A 19,623-nucleotide genomic window follows, 5' to 3' on the forward strand; every position below is an offset into this window, starting at 1 on the left:
GTCGTTTCGCAATATACTGGCAGGATCGGTCCTAACCTGAAAGGCACAAATAACTGACAGGCCCGGCAAAACCTCCCGGGCAATGCCCCGGCACCTTGCCAGAAAGAAGCGGGGTGCCGCAAGGGCACCCCGCCAATTGTCACGTTGGGTTCACGCCCACCCGAAGGCGGGTGCAAACCGGGTCAGAACTGGAGCCGGATCTGCGCGGTGAGGCTCACCGCTTCCACGTCTTCCGAGAACCGCCCGTCGATCCGCGCCGAGGCGTTGAGTTGCTTGGCGGCGCCCACCTGACCATCGAGGATTTTGATGTAGCTCAGACCAACCGAAACCTCGCCGAAGTCGCCGAGCGGCTCGGTCTCGATCGGCAGGCTGGAGGTCGAGGTGACGTAGGTCGCCTGCAGCGGATCGGAGAAGTCCTTGTAGTAGGTCGCGGTGACGAACTGGTTCCACGCGCTGTCGCCCGCCTCCCCGATGACCGTGCGGGCCAGCGTGGCGCCGACAAAGCCGATCGAGGTGGTGTGGTCTTCAAACACCATCCGGCCCACTTCGGTCGTCTGGTCGGCCGGGTCGCGCAGGATCACGTCATCGGTCGAGCTCTTGGTGATCCCGAAGCCGCCGGTGGGCACCAGCGTCAGGCTGTCGGAGAGCGGGTAGGAGTAGCTCAGCGATGCCGAAAGCGTGGTCGACTTGCTGTCCACTTCCTCGTCGAAGAAGCCCGCCGCCGGGGTCACCCCATCCGCCTCGAGCACGAGGACCGGGTTGTTGAAGGTGAACTTGGTCTGCTCGCTGCGGAGCTGCACGTCAGCGGTGTAGGCATCCTTGGCGAAGGCCAGGTAGGCGCCCACGTAGCTCTGGGTGAAGTCCGTTTTCGTGGTCGAGAGCAGCGTGGTCGGCGTCGGTGTGCCGGTGGTGTAGTCGATGTTGAACACATCCTGCGAAGTATCACCCTCGTTGTACCCGAGGATCACACCGCCGGCGATGTCGAACGGGCTGTCCGATACGTCGAAGCAGCCGTAGTCCATGCCCAGCGTCAGACCGGCAAAGTTGGCCTCCACCGTCGAGGGCAAGTTCGACACACCGTTGTTGGTGCGCGCGGTGCCAGTAGCGGAGCCCCCGGTCATCCGCGCCCATGCGCCGGTGCCGCAGTTGTCGTCATCCTCATAGGCCAGGCCCGAGACGAAGGGCGAGGACGGGCGGTTGACGATGGTGCTGATCAGCGACTGCACGAGGCCGATGTTGCCCGCGACCGCACCGATACCGGCGCTCACGTCGGAGAGCACATAGGCGTCACCCGAGCCCGGGTCATAGACCGCAAAGTAGGCGGTCGCCCCGTTCACGGTGATCAGCGAGTCATCGAAGCTCAGATCGGCGCCCGAAGAGGAGGCATTGATCAGCACGTAGTCGGTCGGGTTGGTGAAGTTGCCGGTAAAGGCCACATCTTCGAAGCTCAGCGCCACGTTACCCGAAACCGCGCCACCCACGGTGATCGCTTCCTGCACCGGCACACCGCCACCATCGACACCCGAGAACGAGAGCGTGCCGCCGGAGAAGGCGAGGTTGCCCCCGATCGAGAGGCTGTCGGCCGTGGTGCCATTCGACAGGTCGATGTTGCCCGAGCTGCTGACGTTGCCGCCGATTACACCGCCCGAAGCGCCGAGTACCGTGATGGTGCCGCTGTTCGTGGTGCCGGCGGTCGTCGAGAAACCACCGCCCTGATCCAGCGTGATGTTGGCGTTGTTCGTGAACCCGCCGGTAATGGCAAGGTTCGCAGCCCCGCCATCGAGGAAGTCGCCATCGTTGGTGAACGTGCCGGTCATGGTGCTGGCACCATTGACGTTGAAGGTGCCGTTGTTGCCGAAGTCGCCGCCGATCGAGCTTCCGGCTTCAGAGTTGAAGGTGCCTTCGTTGGTCACCGCCGCGTTGATGGCGCCCGAGTTGTCGACCGTGTCGTTGTTAACAAGGCTCGTGGCGTTGATGACGCCAGTGCCGGCGTTGGTCAGCGTGGCGTTGTTCGTCACGATGCCCACGTTGCTGTCGGCGCCCACGGTGCCCGCGTTGGTGAAGTTACCATCCAGGGTCAGGTTGCCCGCATCCAGCGTGCCGCCGACTTGGTTGGTCGACACTTCCGCGATGGTCACATCGCCGGTGGCATTGAAATCCCCCGAGTTGTCGAGCGCGCCGTCGATGGTGGCGGTATCGGTGTTGACCACGCCTGTGGCGGTGACGGTCAGCGTCTCGCCGCTCTCGTTCGTCAGCGCATCGCTCGCGGTCAGCGTCCCGTTGTCGACGGTGAAATCGGTGTTGATGGTGGCATTGACAGCCGACAGCTCAAAGCCGCCGAAGGTCACCGCGCCGCCATCACCGCCGGTGTCGTCCTGGATGAAGTCGCCGCCAACGTCGAGATCGCCCGACATGACGATGGTCGCACCATCGGTGTTGGTGACATCGCCCGAGACTTCAAGCGAGGCGGTCACATTGAAGGTACCGCCATTCTGGTTGATCACCTCGCCGTCGATGCCAGCGGTCGCGCCGGTGCCCTCGGCATTGAGCGTGCCCTCGTTGGTGATGGTGTCGATATCCAGCAGACCAGTGGAGGTGACCGTCTGGCCCGCGGCATTCGAGAGGCTGGCCGCCTCCAGTTCCGCCCCGGCCGCCACGTCGATCGCGCCGTTGGTGTTGGTCACGGCACCGGCCACGTCGAGCAGGCCATCGGTCACCGTCACGGTAGAACCGGCGCCATTGTTGGTCACCGAAGCCGCCGTCATCGTGCCGGAGCCGGTCTGCTCGAGCGAGCCGCCGGTATTGGTCACCGCGCCGCTAAAGTCCATCGTGCCGGAGCCGGTGTTCTCGATCGTGCCGGTGTTGCCAGTGGCCGAGGTGGCCGAAAACGCGCTGTTGTCGGCGTTGGTGATGGTGCCGGAGTTGCCGTTCACCGACCCGCTCAGGGTCATGGTGCTGCCGCCGGTATTCTCGATGATGTTGCTGTTGTTGTTGGCCGTCGTCGCCGTGAACAGCCCGCCACCCGAGTTGCTGATGGTGCCGGAGTTGTTGTTCACCGAACCACTCAGGCTGATCGTGCCGGTCGAGGTGTTCTCGATCGTGCCGGAGTTGCCATTGGCATTCACCGCCGAGATGGTGCCGGTTCCGACATTCTCGATGGTGTTGGAGTTGGTGTTCAGGTTGCCACTGAAAGTGGCGTTCGCCGTGCCGCTGGTGGTGAACGTGCCGGTGTTGCCATTCATGTTGGTGGCCGCGAAGGCGCCGCCTTCGACATTGATATCACCGCTGTTCGTCACGTCATTGGTGACCGTGAAGGTGCCATCGGTGTTGACCGTGCCGCCCGTGTTGGTCAGCGATCCCGCCGTCACCGTGCCGTCGTTGTTGTCGACCTCCGAGGTGGCATCGATGTTCAGATCGCCCGTGGCATCCAACGTCGAGCCGCTGTCCACCGTGGCCGTGGCATCCACCAGCGTCACATCGGTGTCGGAGGAGAGCGTGCCGCCCGCATCCACCGAGATGTCCTCGTTCAGGTCCACATCGCCCGCGGTCAGGCTGTTGCCCGCGAAGGTCACGTCCCCTGCCCCGATCTGCTGGTCGAAGGTGCCGGTCACGTCGAGCGCGCCGTCGAGCGTGATCTGGCCGCCCGCCTCGTTGTTCAGGTTGCCGTCGATGTCGCCAGAGAGCGAAGTGAGCGTGCTGGCGTTGTCCACGGTGCCGTTGATCTGGCCGGAGCTGTCGAGCGTTGCGCCCGCTGCCACGTCCACGCCGCCTTCGATGGTGCCGGTGCTGGTGAGCGAACCGGAGACCAGCGCCACCTGTGCGCTTTCGGAGTCCAGCGTGCCGCCGTTGGTCACGCTCGCGCCGTCGATTGTGACGGTGTCGCCGATGAGGGCGCCGGCGTTGGTCACGGCGCCACCGTTCAGCGCCACCGCATTGTCTACGTCCAGCGTCCCGCCAGTCGTGTTCAGCGTGCCGCCGGTCTGAGTGTAGGTGCCCGTGCCGGTCACGGTGAGCGTGCCGGTCACATCGAAGGTGCCGCCATCCTGCTCCACCGCGCCGTCGATGGTGCCATCGCCCGCGTCCACATCACCAAGGTTGGAGAGCGCCGTGGTGTCGAGCGTACCGCCATTGGAAATCACCAGATCGCCGTTCGCGGAATTGACGAAGTTGCCCGAGGTCTGGATCTCGCCGCCCCCGTCGATGGTCACGGTGCCTGCTGTGTTGGTAAAGTCGCCCGCTGTCACGTCGAGCAGGCCGGTGCCGGTCACATCAACCGTAGCGCCGGCGCTGTTGTTGGTGAATGTTCCGGTTGAAAGCGTACCGTCGGAGACGTTCACATCCGATGTCGCACCATCGTTGGTAACCGAGAGCGCCGTGAAGGTGCCGCTGCCGGTCTGGTTGATGATGCCATCATCGTCGAGATTGACCGCGCCGGTGAGGGTGAAATTGCCCGAACCGGAGTTGGTGAGCGTGCCTTCCATGCCGGTCGCCGTGGTACCAAGGATATCTGCCGCGCCGGTGTTCTCGATGGTCCCGGAGTTGGCGTCGATGGGGCCGAGGCTCACGTCGGCCCCGACTGTCGTGGACGCGTTGGTCAGGGTTCCCGAGTTGGTGAAGAAATCGCCAAAGGTCATCCCACCGGTCGCCGTCGCGGTGTTGATGATGGTTCCGGAGTTGCCCGACGTGCCATTCGTGGTGATGTTGCCCGCGCCGCTGTTGGTGATGGTGCCGGAGTTGGCGTCCATGAACCCGGAGACGGTGATGTCACCGCTGCCGGAGTTCGTGACGGTGCCGGAGTTCACGCTCAGGCCGGTGGTGAGGAAGTCCCCCGACCCGCTGTTCAGGATATCGCCGGTGTTGTTAATGATACCGGCCTGAATGTTCAGATCGCCAGAGCTGGAGTTGGTGATGTCGCCCGCGTTGTTGTTGGCGTTGCCTGTAAAGGTCATCAGCGAGGTGCCGGAGTTGATCAACTCGCTGGTGGCGGTGGTGCCGGTCAGGTTCACCGCGTCGAAGGTGCCGGAGGACGAGGTGATGGAGCCCGCGTTGCTGACGTTGCCACCGACGTTGAAATCGCCGGTGTTGGTCACCGCGCCGCTGCCCGCGACGGTCACGGTGTTCACGTTGGTCTGGCCGCCGTCGGCATTGTAGACGCCGGTTGCGTCGATGTTGAGGTCGCCGGTGCCTGCGGTGGCGGTCAGGGTGCCCTGGTTGGTCAGCGTGGCGCCGTTCACATCCACGTTCGCCTCGGAGACAAGCGTGCCGCCGGACTGAATGGTGAGATCGCCGTTCACCACCGCGTCGTCCACGGTCATGGTGGCCGAGTTCGTGCCGAAATCGACCGACCCGCCGGTGTTGTTGGTGAAGGTACCAGCCACGTCCAGCGCGCCGGTCAGGGTGACCGCGCCCGTGTTGGTCAGGGTCCCGTTGATCTGGTTTTCGAGATCGGCATCGCCCTGGTTGTCGACCGCGCCCACGATGGTGCCGGTGTTGGTCAGCCCGTTGGTGCCGGTTCCGGTGTTGGTCACGGCGGCTGTCAGCGTGCCCGAGTTGGTGAGGCTGCCTCCGTTGTTGATGGTGGCTGCCGTCATAATGGACGAGTTGTCTATCGCTGCATTGCCGGTCACGTTGATCGTTTCGCCGGTGGCGTCGAAGGTGCCATCATTGTCGAGCAGTGCGTTGCCACTCATCTCGATGGTCCCGCCAACCGAGACAGTCACGTCAAAGGTTGCGCCCACGGTAAAGACGGAATCGTCCTGAAGGTTCAGGTTGGTGCCCGCCGTCACGACGGTGCCAGCCGAGTTGATGTTGATCTCGCCCTCGTTGAGGTTGTTGATGCTCCCGGCGGTGGCCTCCAGCGTGGAGCCTGCACCGTCGAGATTGTAGATGCCGGTCGGCGCACCAGCGACACTGTCGTTGTTGATGTCTCCGGTCAGGTCGGTCACGTCACCGCCCGCCGCGATGTTCACCGTGGTGTCGTTGTTGATGGTGTTGCCGCCACCAACGAGGCTGGAGCCCACACCAACACTGACGCCGCCGGTGCCGGCGGTGTTGATGGTCTCGGCAGTCACGGTCACGCCATCGGCGATGATCAGGGAGCCCGCGCCCGAGGTGCTGAGGTCACCGGTGCCTCCACCATTGGTGTCGATTGTGATATCCGCATTGGCGGTCAGAACGCTGTTCTCGGTGATAGAGATCGACGCGACATCGATGATCTCGTCATTCACGGTCACTGCGCCGCCGTTGATCGCGCTGATGGAGTGATCGCCCGCGCTGAGCGGTGGCGTGCCGCCTTCGATGGTCACGGTCGCACCATCGGCCACGAGGTCATAGTCCACACTCGCGGTCGTCAGATCCTGCTGGGTCGTCAGCTGATCGACGTTAAAGACGAGGCTGCCGCTGTCATTGGTCTGATCAAAGTTGGTTCCGATCGTCACGTTGGTTGCGTTGATCTCGAAGGTCTCGCCCGCACCCTGCGTGATCGCACCATCAAGCACCACGGACCCATCGATTGCGGTGCCGAGGTCCGACGAGGAGGTCAGGCTAACGGTGCCACCCGTGGTGTTCTCGATGGCGCCAAGCGTCAACGTGCCACCCGACGTGACATCGCCCGCAAGCGTCGTCGTCGCGCCCGAAACGTCGAAGGTGCCGGTGACTTCGAGAGCGCCGGTCACATCTACAGTGCCTCCGGTCGCGCTGACGTTGCCGTCGATGCCTGCACCGCCGCCTGCGCCATCCACACCGGTGCCCTCAAGATCGATGTCGCCGGTGCTGGCGATGTTGCCGGTCACGAGGCCGGTCGAGGTCAGGTCGCCGTTCGCATTGACCGTGACATTGCCTGCCACCTCGCCCTGGTTGTCGAGCAGGCCGGAGTTCACGGTAATCGCCGTTGCCCCGCCGTCAGTGGCCGTCAGCGTGTCACCTGCGGAAACGGTGACTGTAGGCGCCCCACCGCCACCGCCGATGACCAACGTCTCCGTGGTGAGGTCACCCGCCGTGGTGAAGCCGCCATTTTGCACATTGGTCAAGCCGCCAACCTCGAGGTCGCCACCCATCGCGAAGCCAGCGCCAGTGTTCAGCACCAAGTCGCCGGTGATCCCGGTGGTGGTCGCCGAAGTGCCGGAGATCGTGGTCGTGGTCCCACCACTCACCGTCACGGTGCCGTCGATCAGCCCGGTCGAGGTGAGAACAGCGCCGCCGGGGCCGCCGCCCATTATGACGTCGCCATCAATGGTGCCGTCGTTCAGCAAGTTGCCTTGGAAGATGTAGACGTTCACATCGGTGGCCAAGGTCGCGCCGGACGCGATGTCTATGGTTGTGCCGGTTGCCGCCGTCACTTGGCCGGTGGAGGTCAGGGTGGCACCATTGGTGATGTTCACCGTGCCTGCGTCCATGTCGAGCGCGCCGACGGTCAGATTGGAATCGACAGCAATCGCGTTGCCGCCGTTCTGCGTGAGCGTGCCGGTGATCTCCGCCGCCCCGGTGAGGGTGATGGTCCCGCCTGTGCTGTTGGTGACATTGCCGTTCACCGCGGCGAGTTCACCTGTCGCACCGCCACTTGCTTCGCTGACGCCCGCAAGGGTCAGCGTGCCGACATTGAGGATGGTGCCTGCCCCAGCATTCACGGCAACCTGGCCGCCATTCACAACGATTTCGCCCGCATTGGCGATATCCGCGGTCGAGGCAAAAGTGCCGCCGCCCGAGACGTTCAGCCATTCGCCGGAGTTGGAGTTGGCCACCGAGGCCGTGCTCAACGTGCCATCGGTAACGGTGATCGTCCCAGCGGCCGTGTTCGAGAAGCTCTCGGCGGAGGTGGTGCCCGAGCCGGTCTGGCTCACGGCGCCATCGCTGGTCACGCCGCCAAGTGCAGAGGTGCCCGAGCCGCCGAGGGTCAACGTACCGCCGTTGTTGACGGTCGTGGTGCCACCCGAGGCCACGTCAATTGCGCCGGTGCCCGAGGTCGAGAGCGTGCCGGTCACATCAGCCGAGGTGTCGATGGTCAGGGTCGCCGCGCTGGCATCCACCGTGCCCGAGGTCACCGTGAGCGTGCCCACCTGCGTCGCGTTGTCGATGTCGATGGCGTTGGCGCTGTCCTGCTCAAGGTCGCCGGTGATCTGCAGCGCGCCCGCGATGTCGAGCGTGCCGGTGCCTTGGTTGGTCACGCTGCCATCGACGCCACCTACCCCGGTGCCGCCGGTGCCAGAAAGGTTGGCGCTGCCATCACTGACGATATCGCCAGTGACCAGACCGCTGGAAGTGAAGGAGCCGCCGCTGGCCACGGTGACATCCGAGGTGATGGTGCCCTGGTTGTCGAGCGCCGCACCACTTTGCACATCCACATCATCAGCCGCAGTGCCTGCGGTAGTGAGCGAACCGCCGGACGCGATGGTCACGGTACCGGAGCCGGTCACGTCAATCGTATTGATCGTATTGGTGCCGCCAAGATCCAGATTACCGGCACCGGCCGTTGTCAGGGCAAGGTCGGCGTCGCTGACGCCGATATCGGAGTCGATGGTAGCAGTCCCCGTGACAACGGTAATCGTCACCGCATCGTCATCCGCAGCCCCGTCATCCAAGGTAATCGGATCACCGTCGACCACGTAGCCGTCAACTTCGAAGGTGATGTCACCCGCAATGACACCGCCGTTGACAACGGTAACGTTGCCGGCCGTCGCCCCGAAGAATGCATTACCGCCCGCATCAAAAGTCGTATTGCCTCCGCCAGTCGGCGCATCATCCCAGTTGCCGAACACGCCAAGACCGCCGTCGTTGCGCCAGTTTCCGTCTCCGCCGTCCGCGTCAGCCGTGCTGGTGTCACCGTCCCAGTAGAAATTGGACTGCGCCAGCACCCCTTGCCCCGCGAAACCGAGCGCAACTGCCGTGGCAATCGCTGTAGATGCAAGAAACAGCGACCGCGCCCTTGGCGCCGTGGCCTGCCGTTCGCGTACAGACCGACCTGCCGTAATTGCAGTCGCGGCCTCAGGGCTCTGGGTGCGGAAAACGCTGCGCATGGGAATATGTCCTCTCGCCTTCAAATTCTCGGCGCGATTCACCGCCCACCTCGGCGAGACTCCGCGCACTTGCCCGAGACACTACTCACCACCCGGTGATGCGACAACGGTGAATCTTAACCACAACACCTTGGGACCTTCCGCTGGGGCATGCCCCCGCTGCTTTGTTGCCCCGCCGCAACAAATTCCCCTCAATTTGTCGATTTCGGGCGTCGATGAGCCATTTTCAGCGCGTTTTCCCGAACGGCGCAGCCCAGGCACCCCTCGCAGGCCTGCCGCATCGCTAGGGATTCATCACAACCTCTTGCGCGGGCCCGTACCGCTGCCTACATTGAGATCACGTTATTTCAATTATTCCTTCTGGCAGCCGACCGGTATTTTCGTGGGTCGCGCCGCAAAATTCAAACTGGGAAGCCCCCGAGATGAGCACCGCAAGTAATAGTCAGAGTCAGCGCCTCGGAAAGCTGCACACGGCACTCGCCTTCGACACTCTCAGCCTGGTCCGGTTCGACGGAATGGACGCCGTCAATGAATGCTTCGAGTATCACGTCGAGGCCGTCACCGACGACAGCAAGATCGCCGTCAACCTAGACGATCTGCTCGGCACTCATATGACCGTCGAGCTCGAAGACCTCTATGGCGCGAAGAAGTATTTCGACGGCATCGTGACCGAGTGCGGCTGGGCCGGCGAAGGCGACACCGGCAATGCCTACCGCTTCACCCTGCGGCCCTGGTTCTGGGTCATGTCGAAGCGCCGGAACAACAAGATCTACCAGGAAAAGACCTTCGAAGACATCATCAACGAGGTCTGCTCCGACTTCGGCCACGACGCCGCAGGCGGGTTGGATGTGCAACTGAGCGGTGAGCTCGGCCAGATCAACCAAGAGTACATCGTTCAGTACAACGAGAGCGACTTCCACTTCCTCTGCCGGCTGATGGAGCGCTACGGCGTCAACTACTTCTTCACGCACGAGCAGGGCTCGCACAAGATGGTCATCACCGACAGCGTGGATGGCTTCAAGCAGCTGGCCCCCAACGAGCGCAAGTACATGCCCCATGAAGGGCAACATGTGTATGACGAAGAGCACTTCTGGGAGTGGACCCCGCACCGGCGGCTCACCACCGGCAAGGTCGCCCTGACCGATTACAACTTCAAGACCGTCAGCGCCAACATGAAGGGCGAGCAGGAAGGCGACGCCGTGCATGAATACGGCAAGCTGGAAAGCTATGAATATCCCGGCGTCTACCTCGATGGCGGGCAGGGCTCGACCTATGCCCGCGTCCGGTCCGAACAATACCGCGCCCGCGATAAGCACCACACCGCCACGGGCGACTGCATCAGCCTGACCTCGGGCATGCGCTTTACCCTCGGCGGCGAGCATCAGGACGAGAGCCTGCTGGGCGAGGAGTTTATCTGCACCCGCGCCATGCACAGCTTCTCCACCGGCGGCTACCGCTCCGGCGGCGGCGGGGGCGGCGGCGAGCATGTCTTCGTCGGCAACTACGAATTCGCGCCCTCCGCAGTGCCCTATGTGCCCGAGCGCAAGACCCCCGAAACCCGGATGACCGGGCCGCAAACGGCCACCGTCACAGGCGCGAGCGGCGAAGAGATCGACGTGGATGAGTTCGGCCGCATCGTCGTCCAGTTCCACTGGGATCGCCTCGGCAATAATGACGAGAAATCTTCCATGCGCATCCGCGTCGCCCAGCCCTGGGCCGGGGCCGGATGGGGCACGCTCTTCATCCCGCGCATCGGGATGGAGGTGATCGTCGAGTTCCTCGAGGGCGACCCCAACAAGCCCGTGGTCACCGGCTGCGTCTACAATGGCGACAACTCCCCGCCCTACGAGCAGCCCGGCGACAAGAATTGGAACGGCATCAAGTCCAACTCCACGCTAGGCGGCGGCGGCTACAACGAACTGGTGTTCAACGACACCAAGGGCGACGAGCTCTTCCGCCAGCACGCGCAGTACGACATGGAAACCAAGGTGCTCAACGACGAGCGCCGCGAGGTCGATGTCAACCGCACCACCACCATCGGCGGCAACGAAACCCGCACCGTCCACGGCGAAGAAACCCACACGATCGACAAGGACAACACCTACCTGATCAAGGGAGACGAGAACCGCACGGTCAACGGCGAGCGCGAAACCAACATCGACAAGGACGACAGCCTCAACATCATGGGCAATTGGGGCGTCGAGATCTTCAAGAAGACCACGATCAACGGCCAGCAGGACATCGAGATCAACTCGCTGACCAAGATCAAGCTGACCGTCGGCGCCTCGTCGATCACCATCGATCCGGCGTCGATCAAGCTCAGCGCGCCAATGATCGACGTGAACGCTTCGGCCAACCTGACCACCAACGGCGGCGCAATCGCGACCCACAAGGCAGGCGGACTGATGACGATTCAGGCCGCACTGGTTAAGATCAACTAAGGACCGGAAGGATTCGGCACGTGGGGGACTCCTCTCAAAAGACGGTCATTGCCGGCACCACCGACACCCCGAAACGCAAAAACCTGCGTTTCGAGGTGGCACAGGAGCTGTATGACGCGATCCCCGAGATCGAAGAGGACGTGACTGCACGTCCCAATGGTCATTCCTCGGTTGATTTCATCGGTGCGCTGGCCGAGGGCGACACGCCCGAAGAGGCCTTGACCTATTGCGCCTATGTCCTGCCCCGCCGGTTTGCCGTGTGGTGGGGGCATGAATGCCTCAAGAAGATCGAAGACAAGCTGGAGCAGGCCGATCTCGACATGCTGGCGCTGGCCGCCACATGGGTCGGCGACCCCGATGAAGACAAGCGCTACAAGGCGCTCGATGCGGCGATGGAGGCCAAGGTCAAATCGCCCGGCGTCTGGGTCGCCCTCGGCGCGGGCTGGTCCTCCGGCTCGATGGCTGGGCCCGAAGTGCCGCCGGTGCCGCCTCCCCCCTTCCTGACGGCCCGCGCGGTGAACGCCGGGCTGCTCTCCGCCCTTGCCCGGTTCGATATTGCGACCCGTGGCGAGCATCTGCAGCGCTTCGTGCGCATGGCACTCCTGCTCACCGAAGAGGGCTGACACGCAGGCGGCGCTGCGGCGCGGCCCGCCATGGCATCAGTGCGCCAGCCGCTCAGGCTGGCATCATACGAGTTGATGGGCGTGACCCGAGCTTGCCGCCACCGCGCGGCAGGCCGGCCTCAGGCGGCACCCAAGACCGCCACCATGCAGCCGGCGCGCCCCGGTTCGAGGGAGACCTGCCGCAGACCGGGCAGGCTGGAGATGCCCGGTCAAGGCGGCCCTGGAGGCGGCGGCACGCCACCGGCCGGGCAGCGCGCCCACGCGCCCCGGGACGGGCCCGCCGCCTCCTTCACAGCTGCGCCATCCCGCTTCACCCGTTACCTGAACCTCCCCACGCAAACGATTGATCCCAAAGGCGCTCTGCGCATTGCACCTCCGTTTCTCAAATGCCGCGCACCCGGCCCGCTCCGGGCCTGCGGGCTTGCATCAACCCCACCTGCGCCGTAACTCTAGTGGGACCATAGATTTCAAGCCTCCCGCAGGGGGCACATTCCGAGCGGCGCCGATCATGACCCTTACCCTTCGCATCGACAATTTCCCCTCGCTCCCCGATGGCGGGCCGATCGAGTTTTCGACGACCCAGGGCGGGTTCGAGATCGGGCGCGACCCGGCGATGGACTGGACCCTGCCCGACCCCAACCGCTTCGTGTCGTCCTGCCATGCCGAAATCCGCTACGAGAACGGCGCCTACTGGCTCTATGACGTATCGACCAACGGCACCTTCGTGAACGGCGCCTCGATGCGGGTGAAGAGCCCCTACCAGCTGCAATCGGGCGACAAGCTCCAGATCGGCCACTACCTCGTGGTGGCGCAGGTCGCCGCCGCGCAAGAGGCCGCGGCCCCCGCCTATCAGACCCCGCCCCCCGCGCAGCCCGGCCCCTCGGGCTTTGATACGCCGCCCTCCGGCGGTGGCGGCGGCGGTGACATCTGGTCTGTCGGCGGCAGTGCCGCCCCGCCTAGCCAGGGCGACTTTACTTCCCGGTCAGGGGCCGAGCGCCTGCCCGACTTCGGCGACCAGCACATCGACCTGCCCGATTTCGGCGGCAGCGAAACCGGCACGCCCCCGCCCCCCGCCGCAGGTGGCGGCAGCGCCTCGCCCTTCGGGGCCGCGCCCGCGCCCTCCGCGCCGCCGCAAAGCCCGCCTCCGCCGCAACCCAGCGCCGAAGAGAGCGCCTCACCGTTCGGCGCGGCCCCACCGCCGCCGCAAGCGCCCGAGCCGCCACAGGCTGAAACCACCGGTTCGCCCTTCGGCCCCGGCCCTTCAGCCGATGCGCCCTCCGCGCCGCCGCCGCAGCAGCAACCGCCCGAAACCACCGGTTCGCCCTTTGGCCCCGGCCCTTCCGCCGCGCCTTCGCAGCCGCCGCAACCGCAGCCTGCCCCGCCGCAGCAATCCCAACCGCCGCAGCCCACACCGCCGCCGCCGCAACCGGCCGCCGCGCCGCCGGTGAGCCCCACCGCGCCCGCCGCCGAGGCCTTTGCCGCCCCACCGGTGCAGGCCCCCTCCGCCCCGCCGCCCAAGGCCGGGTCGGTCGGCGACGCCTCCGGCCTTCTTGCAGCCATCGCCGATGGTGCCGGGATCAACCCCAAGGCTTTCGAAGGCCCCGATCCGGGCGCCGTGGCCCATGAGATCGGCCGCGCCCTGCGGATCATGGTCGGTGAACTGGGCGGCCTGCTGAAGGCCCGCGCCGCCACCAAGCAGAGCCTCAAATCCGGCTCCCGCACGATGATCGGCGCCGATGCCAACAACCCGCTGAAGTTCATGCCCTCCGCCGAGGAGCAGCTTGAGGTCATGTTCGGCGCGGGCCGTCAGGGCTACATGCGCGGCTCCGAAACGGTGCAGAAGAGCTTCAACGACATCAAGATGCACCAATACGCCGTCCACGCCGCGCTCCAGCCCGCGCTGGCGCGGCTGCTGGAAGACATGAGCCCCGAGTCTGTCGAGGACAAGGTCGATGCCGGGCGCTTCTCATCCAAGGATGCCCGCGCATGGCAGATCTACGTCGAGCGCTGGGATGCCAAGACGCACCCCTACGACAACGGCATGCTCGACGTGTTCCTCGCCTACTTCTCCGAGAGCTATGACGACGTGATGGAACAGACCGAAAATCAGTGACTTCGGGCTCTCGCGAGCGGCGTTTCAGGCTGCTCCGGCGAACGTGACAAAACCGTTAAATTCAGGGCCTTTCCTTGACAAAATGGCCCTGAATTCATAGGTTGACGCTACGGATTTTGACACAAACGGTGATTTCAATGCGCAACCTGCTCCTCTCTTCTGCTCTGGTGGCAGCCTCCGCGCTTGCTGCGGGCGCCCAGTCCTCCACACCCTACTCCGCCGACGATGTCGCGAACTTTCTCGTCGACAGCGCCGACCTGGGCCTGAACCGCGGCATCTGCATCGGCACCGCCGAAGAATGTGCCCCGCCCAAGCCCAAGGGCATGGACATGATGATCAACTTCGAACTCGACAGCGCCGAGCTGACCGACCAGGCGAAAGAGACCCTCGCCGTGGTGGCTCAGGCCTTCGAGGACGAGCGCCTCAAGAAGGCCCGCTTTATGATCGAGGGTCACACCGACGCGCGCGGCACCGAAAAGTACAACGGCAACCTCTCCGAGGACCGTGCGGCCGCAGTGCAGGCCTACCTCGTGAGCCTCGGCGTGACCGAAGAGCGGCTCTCGGCCATGGGCTTCGGCGAGACCACGCCCCGGACCGACGACCCGATGGACCCGGAGAACCGCCGCGTCGAATTGCGGATCGATCTTCAGTAAAAGCGCGGGCCGTCATCGCGCGGGCCATGCCGCAGCGTCACAGTTCAGCGCCGTCCCGCCACCGGGGCGGCGTTTCTTTATGGTGAAAATTTCGTTTAACCGGCCGCGTGCCGAAATTTTTTGAGTGACCTCCGGGTCTTATCGGGTCAGTATCGCCGCCGAACGATGCAGGGTTCCCCACGAGGGCACCCCGATTTAAGGCCCACTCAACGGGAAGTCCCACGGGAACACAGATGCGCTACGACAACCTCTTCGAGCCGATTTCCGAAGATCAGCCCTGCGGCCCCGACCTGCTGCTCGAAGACGACGACGATTACATCGAGTATTACTTCGAGGCGATCGACAAGGTGCCCATGCGCTACATCGTCAGCGCAGAGACGGGCGAGGTCTTCGACCGCAAGAACATCGACATCAAGAAAGAAGTCGCAGCGATGGACAAGCTGCTGGAGCGCACCCGCTGCCTCCGCCTGCTGTCGCTTCAGGCCCAGTTCCAGATCCTCTCCGGGCGCATCGTCGGATTTTCCGACTGCGTTCAGGCCATGCAAGGCCTGCTGGAGCGCTACTGGGCCGATGTGAACCCCAAGATCGACGAGGGTGACGCCACCGAGCGCCGCAACGCGATCGAACTGCTCAACGAGATGGGCCAGGTGGTCATGCCGCTGGAGCACGCGCCCCTGCTGGAAGACCGCCGCGCGGGCCGCTTCGCCTTCCGCGACTACCAGCTCGCGACCGGCGCCAAGGAGCCCCGCGGCACCGAGAAGGCCGCCGCCGATGCAGGCGCGATCATGACCGCCCTGCAAAGCGCCGACAACGCTGGCGAGGTCGACAAGATCTATGCCGCGCTGACCGGCGCGCAGGCCGCCTGCGCCGCGATGAAGAGCGCCTGCATGGTGGCCGACAGCGGTGCCTTCGCGCCCCAGTTCGACAATCTCGAAGAAGTGCTGCGCGAGATGCTCCAGCTCTTCAACGAGGCCCGCCCCGATCTTGCCGGCACCGGTGCCGATGATGCCGCCGGAGCCGAAGAAGGCGCCGAGGGCGAGATGGCCGGTGGCGAGGAGGGCGGCGCGCCCGTGGCCGTCTCCGGTGCCGGCGCCCGCGTGTCGTCCGGCCCGCCGGTCATGGTCGGCCCGGTGCCCAATCACGCCACCGCCAAGGCCGCGCTGGAGGCGATCGAGGCCTACTTCGCCTCCGTCGAGCCCTCCGCCCCTGCCCTGCTCCTGATTCGTCAGGCCCAGGACCTCTTCGGCAAGCCGCTGACCGAGGCGCTGCAAACCCTGCTGCCCGGCATGTCGAACAACGCGATCGTCGATTTCGGCTCGAAGGAGGGCTTCATGCTCGACTTCGGCAAGCTGTCCCAACTCGCCTCATACGAGATGCCCGCAGGCACTGTGCCGATCGATACCGGCCCCGCCGAACCCGTCGTCTGCGAGAACCGCGAGCAGGCCGCCGCGCTGATCTCCGCGGTCGAAAACTTCTTTCGCCAGACCGAGCCCTCCAGCCCGGTCCCGGTGCTGCTCTTCAAGGCGAAAACCTACCTCAACCGGGATTTTTCGTCGATACTCAGTGACCTGTTCCAACACATGGACCAACCCGGCTGACGCACGGTCAGCCACCCCCCTTCCGCGGGGGCAAAACATTTGACAAAGCAGGGGCCACGTGGCTTCAATTGCTTAAGTATTAGGGAGATTTTCACATGGCTGATTCAGCAACCCGATTCATCAAACGCAACCGCCCGCCCCGGGTTCAGATCGCCTACGAAGACCCGTACGACAGCGAAAAGAACGTCGAGCTGCCCTTCGTGATGGGCGTCATGGCCGACCTCTCCGGCAACGCCTCCGAAGTCGAGAAAGACCCGATGGCCGAGCGCAAGTTCACTCAGGTCGATACCGAAAACTTCGACGACTACATGGAGGCCGTCGCCCCCGGCGTGTCTTTCAACGTCGACAACAAGCTCGGTGAAGAGGACGGCGAGAAGCTGGGCGTGTCGCTCAACTTCAAGAAGATGGCCGACCTCGACCCCGGCGAAATCGCCAAGCAGGTGCCCGCCCTCAAGAAGCTGCTGGATGCCCGCGACGAGCTGGCCAACCTCCAGCGCTACATGAACGGCAAGTCCGGCGCGCAGGACCAGCTCCGCAAGCTGCTCGATGATCCCGACCTGATGAAGTTGCTCGCCGAGAAGCGCGCCGACATCAACGATGACAACGAGGAAGGTGGCGAGGAGGCCTGAGCCCCCCGCCCCGCCCCGTAACCTTACGGGCGGTCGCGACCAGGCAAGGGTCGCCCGCCCGGCACCAGACCAAAGACAGGGACCAGACACATGGCAACCGAAGCCCAAAAGGAAGCCGGCGCCGCAGGTGGTGAAGTCAATGAACTCGATGCCTTCTCCGCCGCGCTGAAGCAAAACTTCAAACCCCGCTCCGACACCGCCGCCACCGAGGTGGAAAACGCGGTGTCCACCCTCGTGAAAACGGCGCTGGCCGACAGCACCGTGATCAAGGAAGACATCCTCGACACCGTCGACGAGATGATTGCGGCGCTCGACGCCAAGCTGACCACGCAGGTCAACGAGATCATTCACCACGAAGGCTACCAGCAGATCGAAAGCGCATGGCGCGGGCTGCATCACATGGTGATGAACTCCGAGCCCGACGCGACCATGAAGATCAAGGTGCTGAACGTCTCCAAGAAGGAACTCGAGCGCGAGCTTCGCTCCTTCCCCGGCGCCAAGTGGGACCAGAGCCCGCTGTTCAAGCAGATCTACGAGCACGAGTTCGGCCAACTGGGCGGCCAGCCCTACGGCGCGCTGATCGGCGACTACTACTTCGATCACTCCGCCGCCGACGTGCGCCTGCTGCGTGACCTCGGCAAGATCGCCGCCGCCTCCATGGCGCCCTTCATCTCGGCAGCCGACCCCGGCCTGCTGAACATGGACACCTGGAACGACCTCAACAAGCCGGCCGATCTGGGCTCGATCTTCGAGACCCCGGACTATGCCGCATGGAAGTCGTTGCGCGAGAGCGAAAACTCCCGTTACGTGGCCCTGACCGCCCCGCGCGTCATGGCCCGCGAGCCCTACGGCCAGAACAGCCTGCCGGTCGAGGCCTTCAACTTCGAAGAAGAGACCGACGGCCACGAGGGCAAGAAGTTCGCCTGGATGAATGCCTCCTACGCGATGGCGGCCAACATCGCCCGGGCCCACAAGGAGTATGGCTGGACCGTCCGCATCCGCGGCGTGCAGTCGGGCGGTGAAGTGATCAACCTGCCGACCCACACCTTCGACACCGGCGACGGCTCCACCGATCAGAAGTGCCCCACCGAGATCGCCATCTCCGACCGCCGCGAGGGCGAGCTCTCCAAGGCCGGGATCATCTCTCTGGTGCACCGCAAGAACACCGACAAGGCCGCCTTCATCGGCGCCCAGTCGCTCTACAAGCCCAAGAGCTTCGTCGATCCCGAGGCCACGGCGGCTGACAACCTCAGCTCCCGCCTGCCCTACATCTTCGCGGTGTCGCGCTTCTCGCACTACCTCAAGTGCATCGTGCGCGACCAGATCGGCTCCACCAAGGAAGAGGCCGTGCTCGAGCGCGACCTGAAGAACTGGATCGCCCAGTATATCGACGGCGACCCCAAGAACTCTTCCGAGACCGCCAAGGCCAAGCGCCCGCTCGCTGGCGCCGAGATCAAGATCGTCCCCGACGAGGAGAACCCTGGGTATTACATGGGCAAGTTCTTCCTCCGTCCGCACTTCCAGATGGAAGGCATGGACATCGGCATGAGCCTCGTCTCGCGCCTGCCCTCCGGCGGCTGATCCACTCTCAAGCGTTTCGGGCCCTGTTTTTGCAGGGCCCGTTCGGTTCCCTCACGATTTCGTAAAAAAAATGTGTTGGGGAACCTTGCAACGGGAGGCCCTGCTTCCCATCTCAGTAAGGACCGAGCATTACCGGTCTTTATTTCAAAAACGGCAAGTTATTTGCTTCCACTAGGTAACCACAAGGAGATCAACTAATGGCTACCGCTCTTTACATGAAACTCGATGGTGTTGACGGCGAATGCGTGGTCGAAGGCTACGAAGGCTGGATCGACCTGCTCTCCATGTCCTTCTCCGGTTCGCAGTCCGGCACCATGCACACCGGTCGCGGCGGCGGCTCGGGCAAAGTGTCCATGGGTGACCTGATGGCCACCAAGCTGACCGACAAGTGCTCCACCGACCTGATGAAGAAGCTGTGCCTCGGCCAGCACTACGCCACGGTTGACGTGCACGCCACCAAGGCCACCGGCGGCAAGCCGATGCCCTACTTCACCATCAAGCTGACCGACGCCATCGTAACGTCGCAGAGCTTCGGCGGTGCCGGCGGCGGCAACGACCAGATGACCGAGAGCTTCTCGCTGAACTACCGTCAGATCAACTGCGAGTACAAAATCCAGGCCGAGGATGGCACCGAGACCGGCACCACCACCGCCGGCTACAACGTGGCCACCGGCGCCGAGGCCTGATCCTCACGCCAGGCCGGGCCTGCGGGCCCGCTCGGAAAGTTTGCAAAGGGGCGCAGCGATGCGCCCCTTTCGCTTTTCCCGGTCGCGCCGTGGGCGGCGCGCTCGGCGCGAAACCCCTTGCATTCAAGCACTTGGCCCGCCATCTTGCGCCTCATTCACCGCCCGCGATTTCACAGGTCTCACACGCTTTTCACAAATTTCTCCGCCCCCTTCCCCCTTCACGGCCCGCCCCCTGCCCGCTATCGTTGACGCTGCGTCCGGGCCGGTTTTCCGGGCGAGCCGATTTCA

9 protein-coding genes are annotated in these 19,623 nt (G+C 64.3%); 8 read left to right on the forward strand and 1 reads right to left on the reverse strand.

Annotated elements, in window-relative coordinates; translation table 11 throughout:
- Positions 1-182 precede the first annotated feature (182 nt).
- Positions 183-9,011, reverse strand: coding sequence for a hypothetical protein (locus KUV38_RS09675; RefSeq protein WP_222469845.1), 8,829 nt, complete (start codon positions 9,009-9,011; stop codon positions 183-185).
- Positions 9,012-9,433: 422 nt separating this feature from the next.
- Here KUV38_RS09675 and KUV38_RS09680 point away from each other — a divergent pair, with 422 nt between their 5' ends.
- From KUV38_RS09680 to KUV38_RS09715, 8 genes are all read left to right on the forward strand, one after another.
- A complete protein-coding gene (locus tag KUV38_RS09680) occupies positions 9,434-11,452 on the forward strand; it encodes a type VI secretion system Vgr family protein (protein ID WP_222469846.1) in 2,019 nt (672 codons plus the stop codon).
- Positions 11,453-11,472: 20 nt separating this feature from the next.
- On the forward strand, positions 11,473-12,075 hold the full coding sequence (locus tag KUV38_RS09685) for a DUF6931 family protein (protein WP_222469847.1): 603 nt from the start codon (positions 11,473-11,475) through the stop codon (positions 12,073-12,075).
- A 508-nt stretch (positions 12,076-12,583) separates the two neighbouring features.
- The gene (gene tagH / locus KUV38_RS09690) at positions 12,584-14,188 is read left to right on the forward strand and encodes a type VI secretion system-associated FHA domain protein TagH (RefSeq protein ID WP_222469848.1); all 1,605 of its coding nucleotides are present in this window, start codon (positions 12,584-12,586) and stop codon (positions 14,186-14,188) included.
- A gap of 137 nt (positions 14,189-14,325) precedes the next feature.
- Positions 14,326-14,841 carry an OmpA family protein gene (locus KUV38_RS09695; RefSeq protein ID WP_222469849.1) on the forward strand — a complete coding sequence of 172 codons (516 nt, stop codon included), beginning with the start codon at positions 14,326-14,328 and terminating at the stop codon, positions 14,839-14,841.
- 233 nt (positions 14,842-15,074) lie between these two features.
- Positions 15,075-16,439, forward strand: a complete 1,365-nt coding sequence (locus KUV38_RS09700; RefSeq protein WP_222469850.1) for an ImpA family type VI secretion system protein — start codon at positions 15,075-15,077, stop codon at positions 16,437-16,439.
- A gap of 95 nt (positions 16,440-16,534) precedes the next feature.
- Entirely contained in the window at positions 16,535-17,068 is a 534-nt protein-coding gene (tssB, locus tag KUV38_RS09705) for a type VI secretion system contractile sheath small subunit (protein WP_222469851.1), read from the forward strand.
- A gap of 90 nt (positions 17,069-17,158) precedes the next feature.
- Entirely contained in the window at positions 17,159-18,649 is a 1,491-nt protein-coding gene (tssC, locus tag KUV38_RS09710) for a type VI secretion system contractile sheath large subunit (protein ID WP_222469852.1), read from the forward strand.
- Positions 18,650-18,846: 197 nt separating this feature from the next.
- Positions 18,847-19,335 carry an Hcp family type VI secretion system effector gene (locus KUV38_RS09715; RefSeq protein WP_222469853.1) on the forward strand — a complete coding sequence of 163 codons (489 nt, stop codon included), beginning with the start codon at positions 18,847-18,849 and terminating at the stop codon, positions 19,333-19,335.
- The last annotated feature ends 288 nt before the right edge of the window (positions 19,336-19,623 follow it).

It is taken from the genome of Vannielia litorea, from assembly GCF_019801175.1.
Taxonomy (GTDB): Bacteria; Pseudomonadota; Alphaproteobacteria; order Rhodobacterales; family Rhodobacteraceae; genus Vannielia; species Vannielia litorea_B.

Bases quoted from the DNA above. Each gene is read 5' to 3' on its own strand.
- tagH (WP_222469848.1), top strand. From the start codon at position 12,584: ATGACCCTTACCCTTCGCATCGACAATTTCCCCTCGCTCCCCGATGGC.
- tssC (WP_222469852.1), top strand. From the start codon at position 17,159: ATGGCAACCGAAGCCCAAAAGGAAGCCGGCGCCGCAGGTGGTGAAGTC.
- tssB (WP_222469851.1), top strand. From the start codon at position 16,535: ATGGCTGATTCAGCAACCCGATTCATCAAACGCAACCGCCCGCCCCGG.
- KUV38_RS09680 (WP_222469846.1), top strand. From the start codon at position 9,434: ATGAGCACCGCAAGTAATAGTCAGAGTCAGCGCCTCGGAAAGCTGCAC.
- KUV38_RS09700 (WP_222469850.1), top strand. From the start codon at position 15,075: ATGCGCTACGACAACCTCTTCGAGCCGATTTCCGAAGATCAGCCCTGC.
- KUV38_RS09695 (WP_222469849.1), top strand. From the start codon at position 14,326: ATGCGCAACCTGCTCCTCTCTTCTGCTCTGGTGGCAGCCTCCGCGCTT.
- KUV38_RS09675 (WP_222469845.1), bottom strand. From the start codon at position 9,011: ATGCGCAGCGTTTTCCGCACCCAGAGCCCTGAGGCCGCGACTGCAATT.
- KUV38_RS09715 (WP_222469853.1), top strand. From the start codon at position 18,847: ATGGCTACCGCTCTTTACATGAAACTCGATGGTGTTGACGGCGAATGC.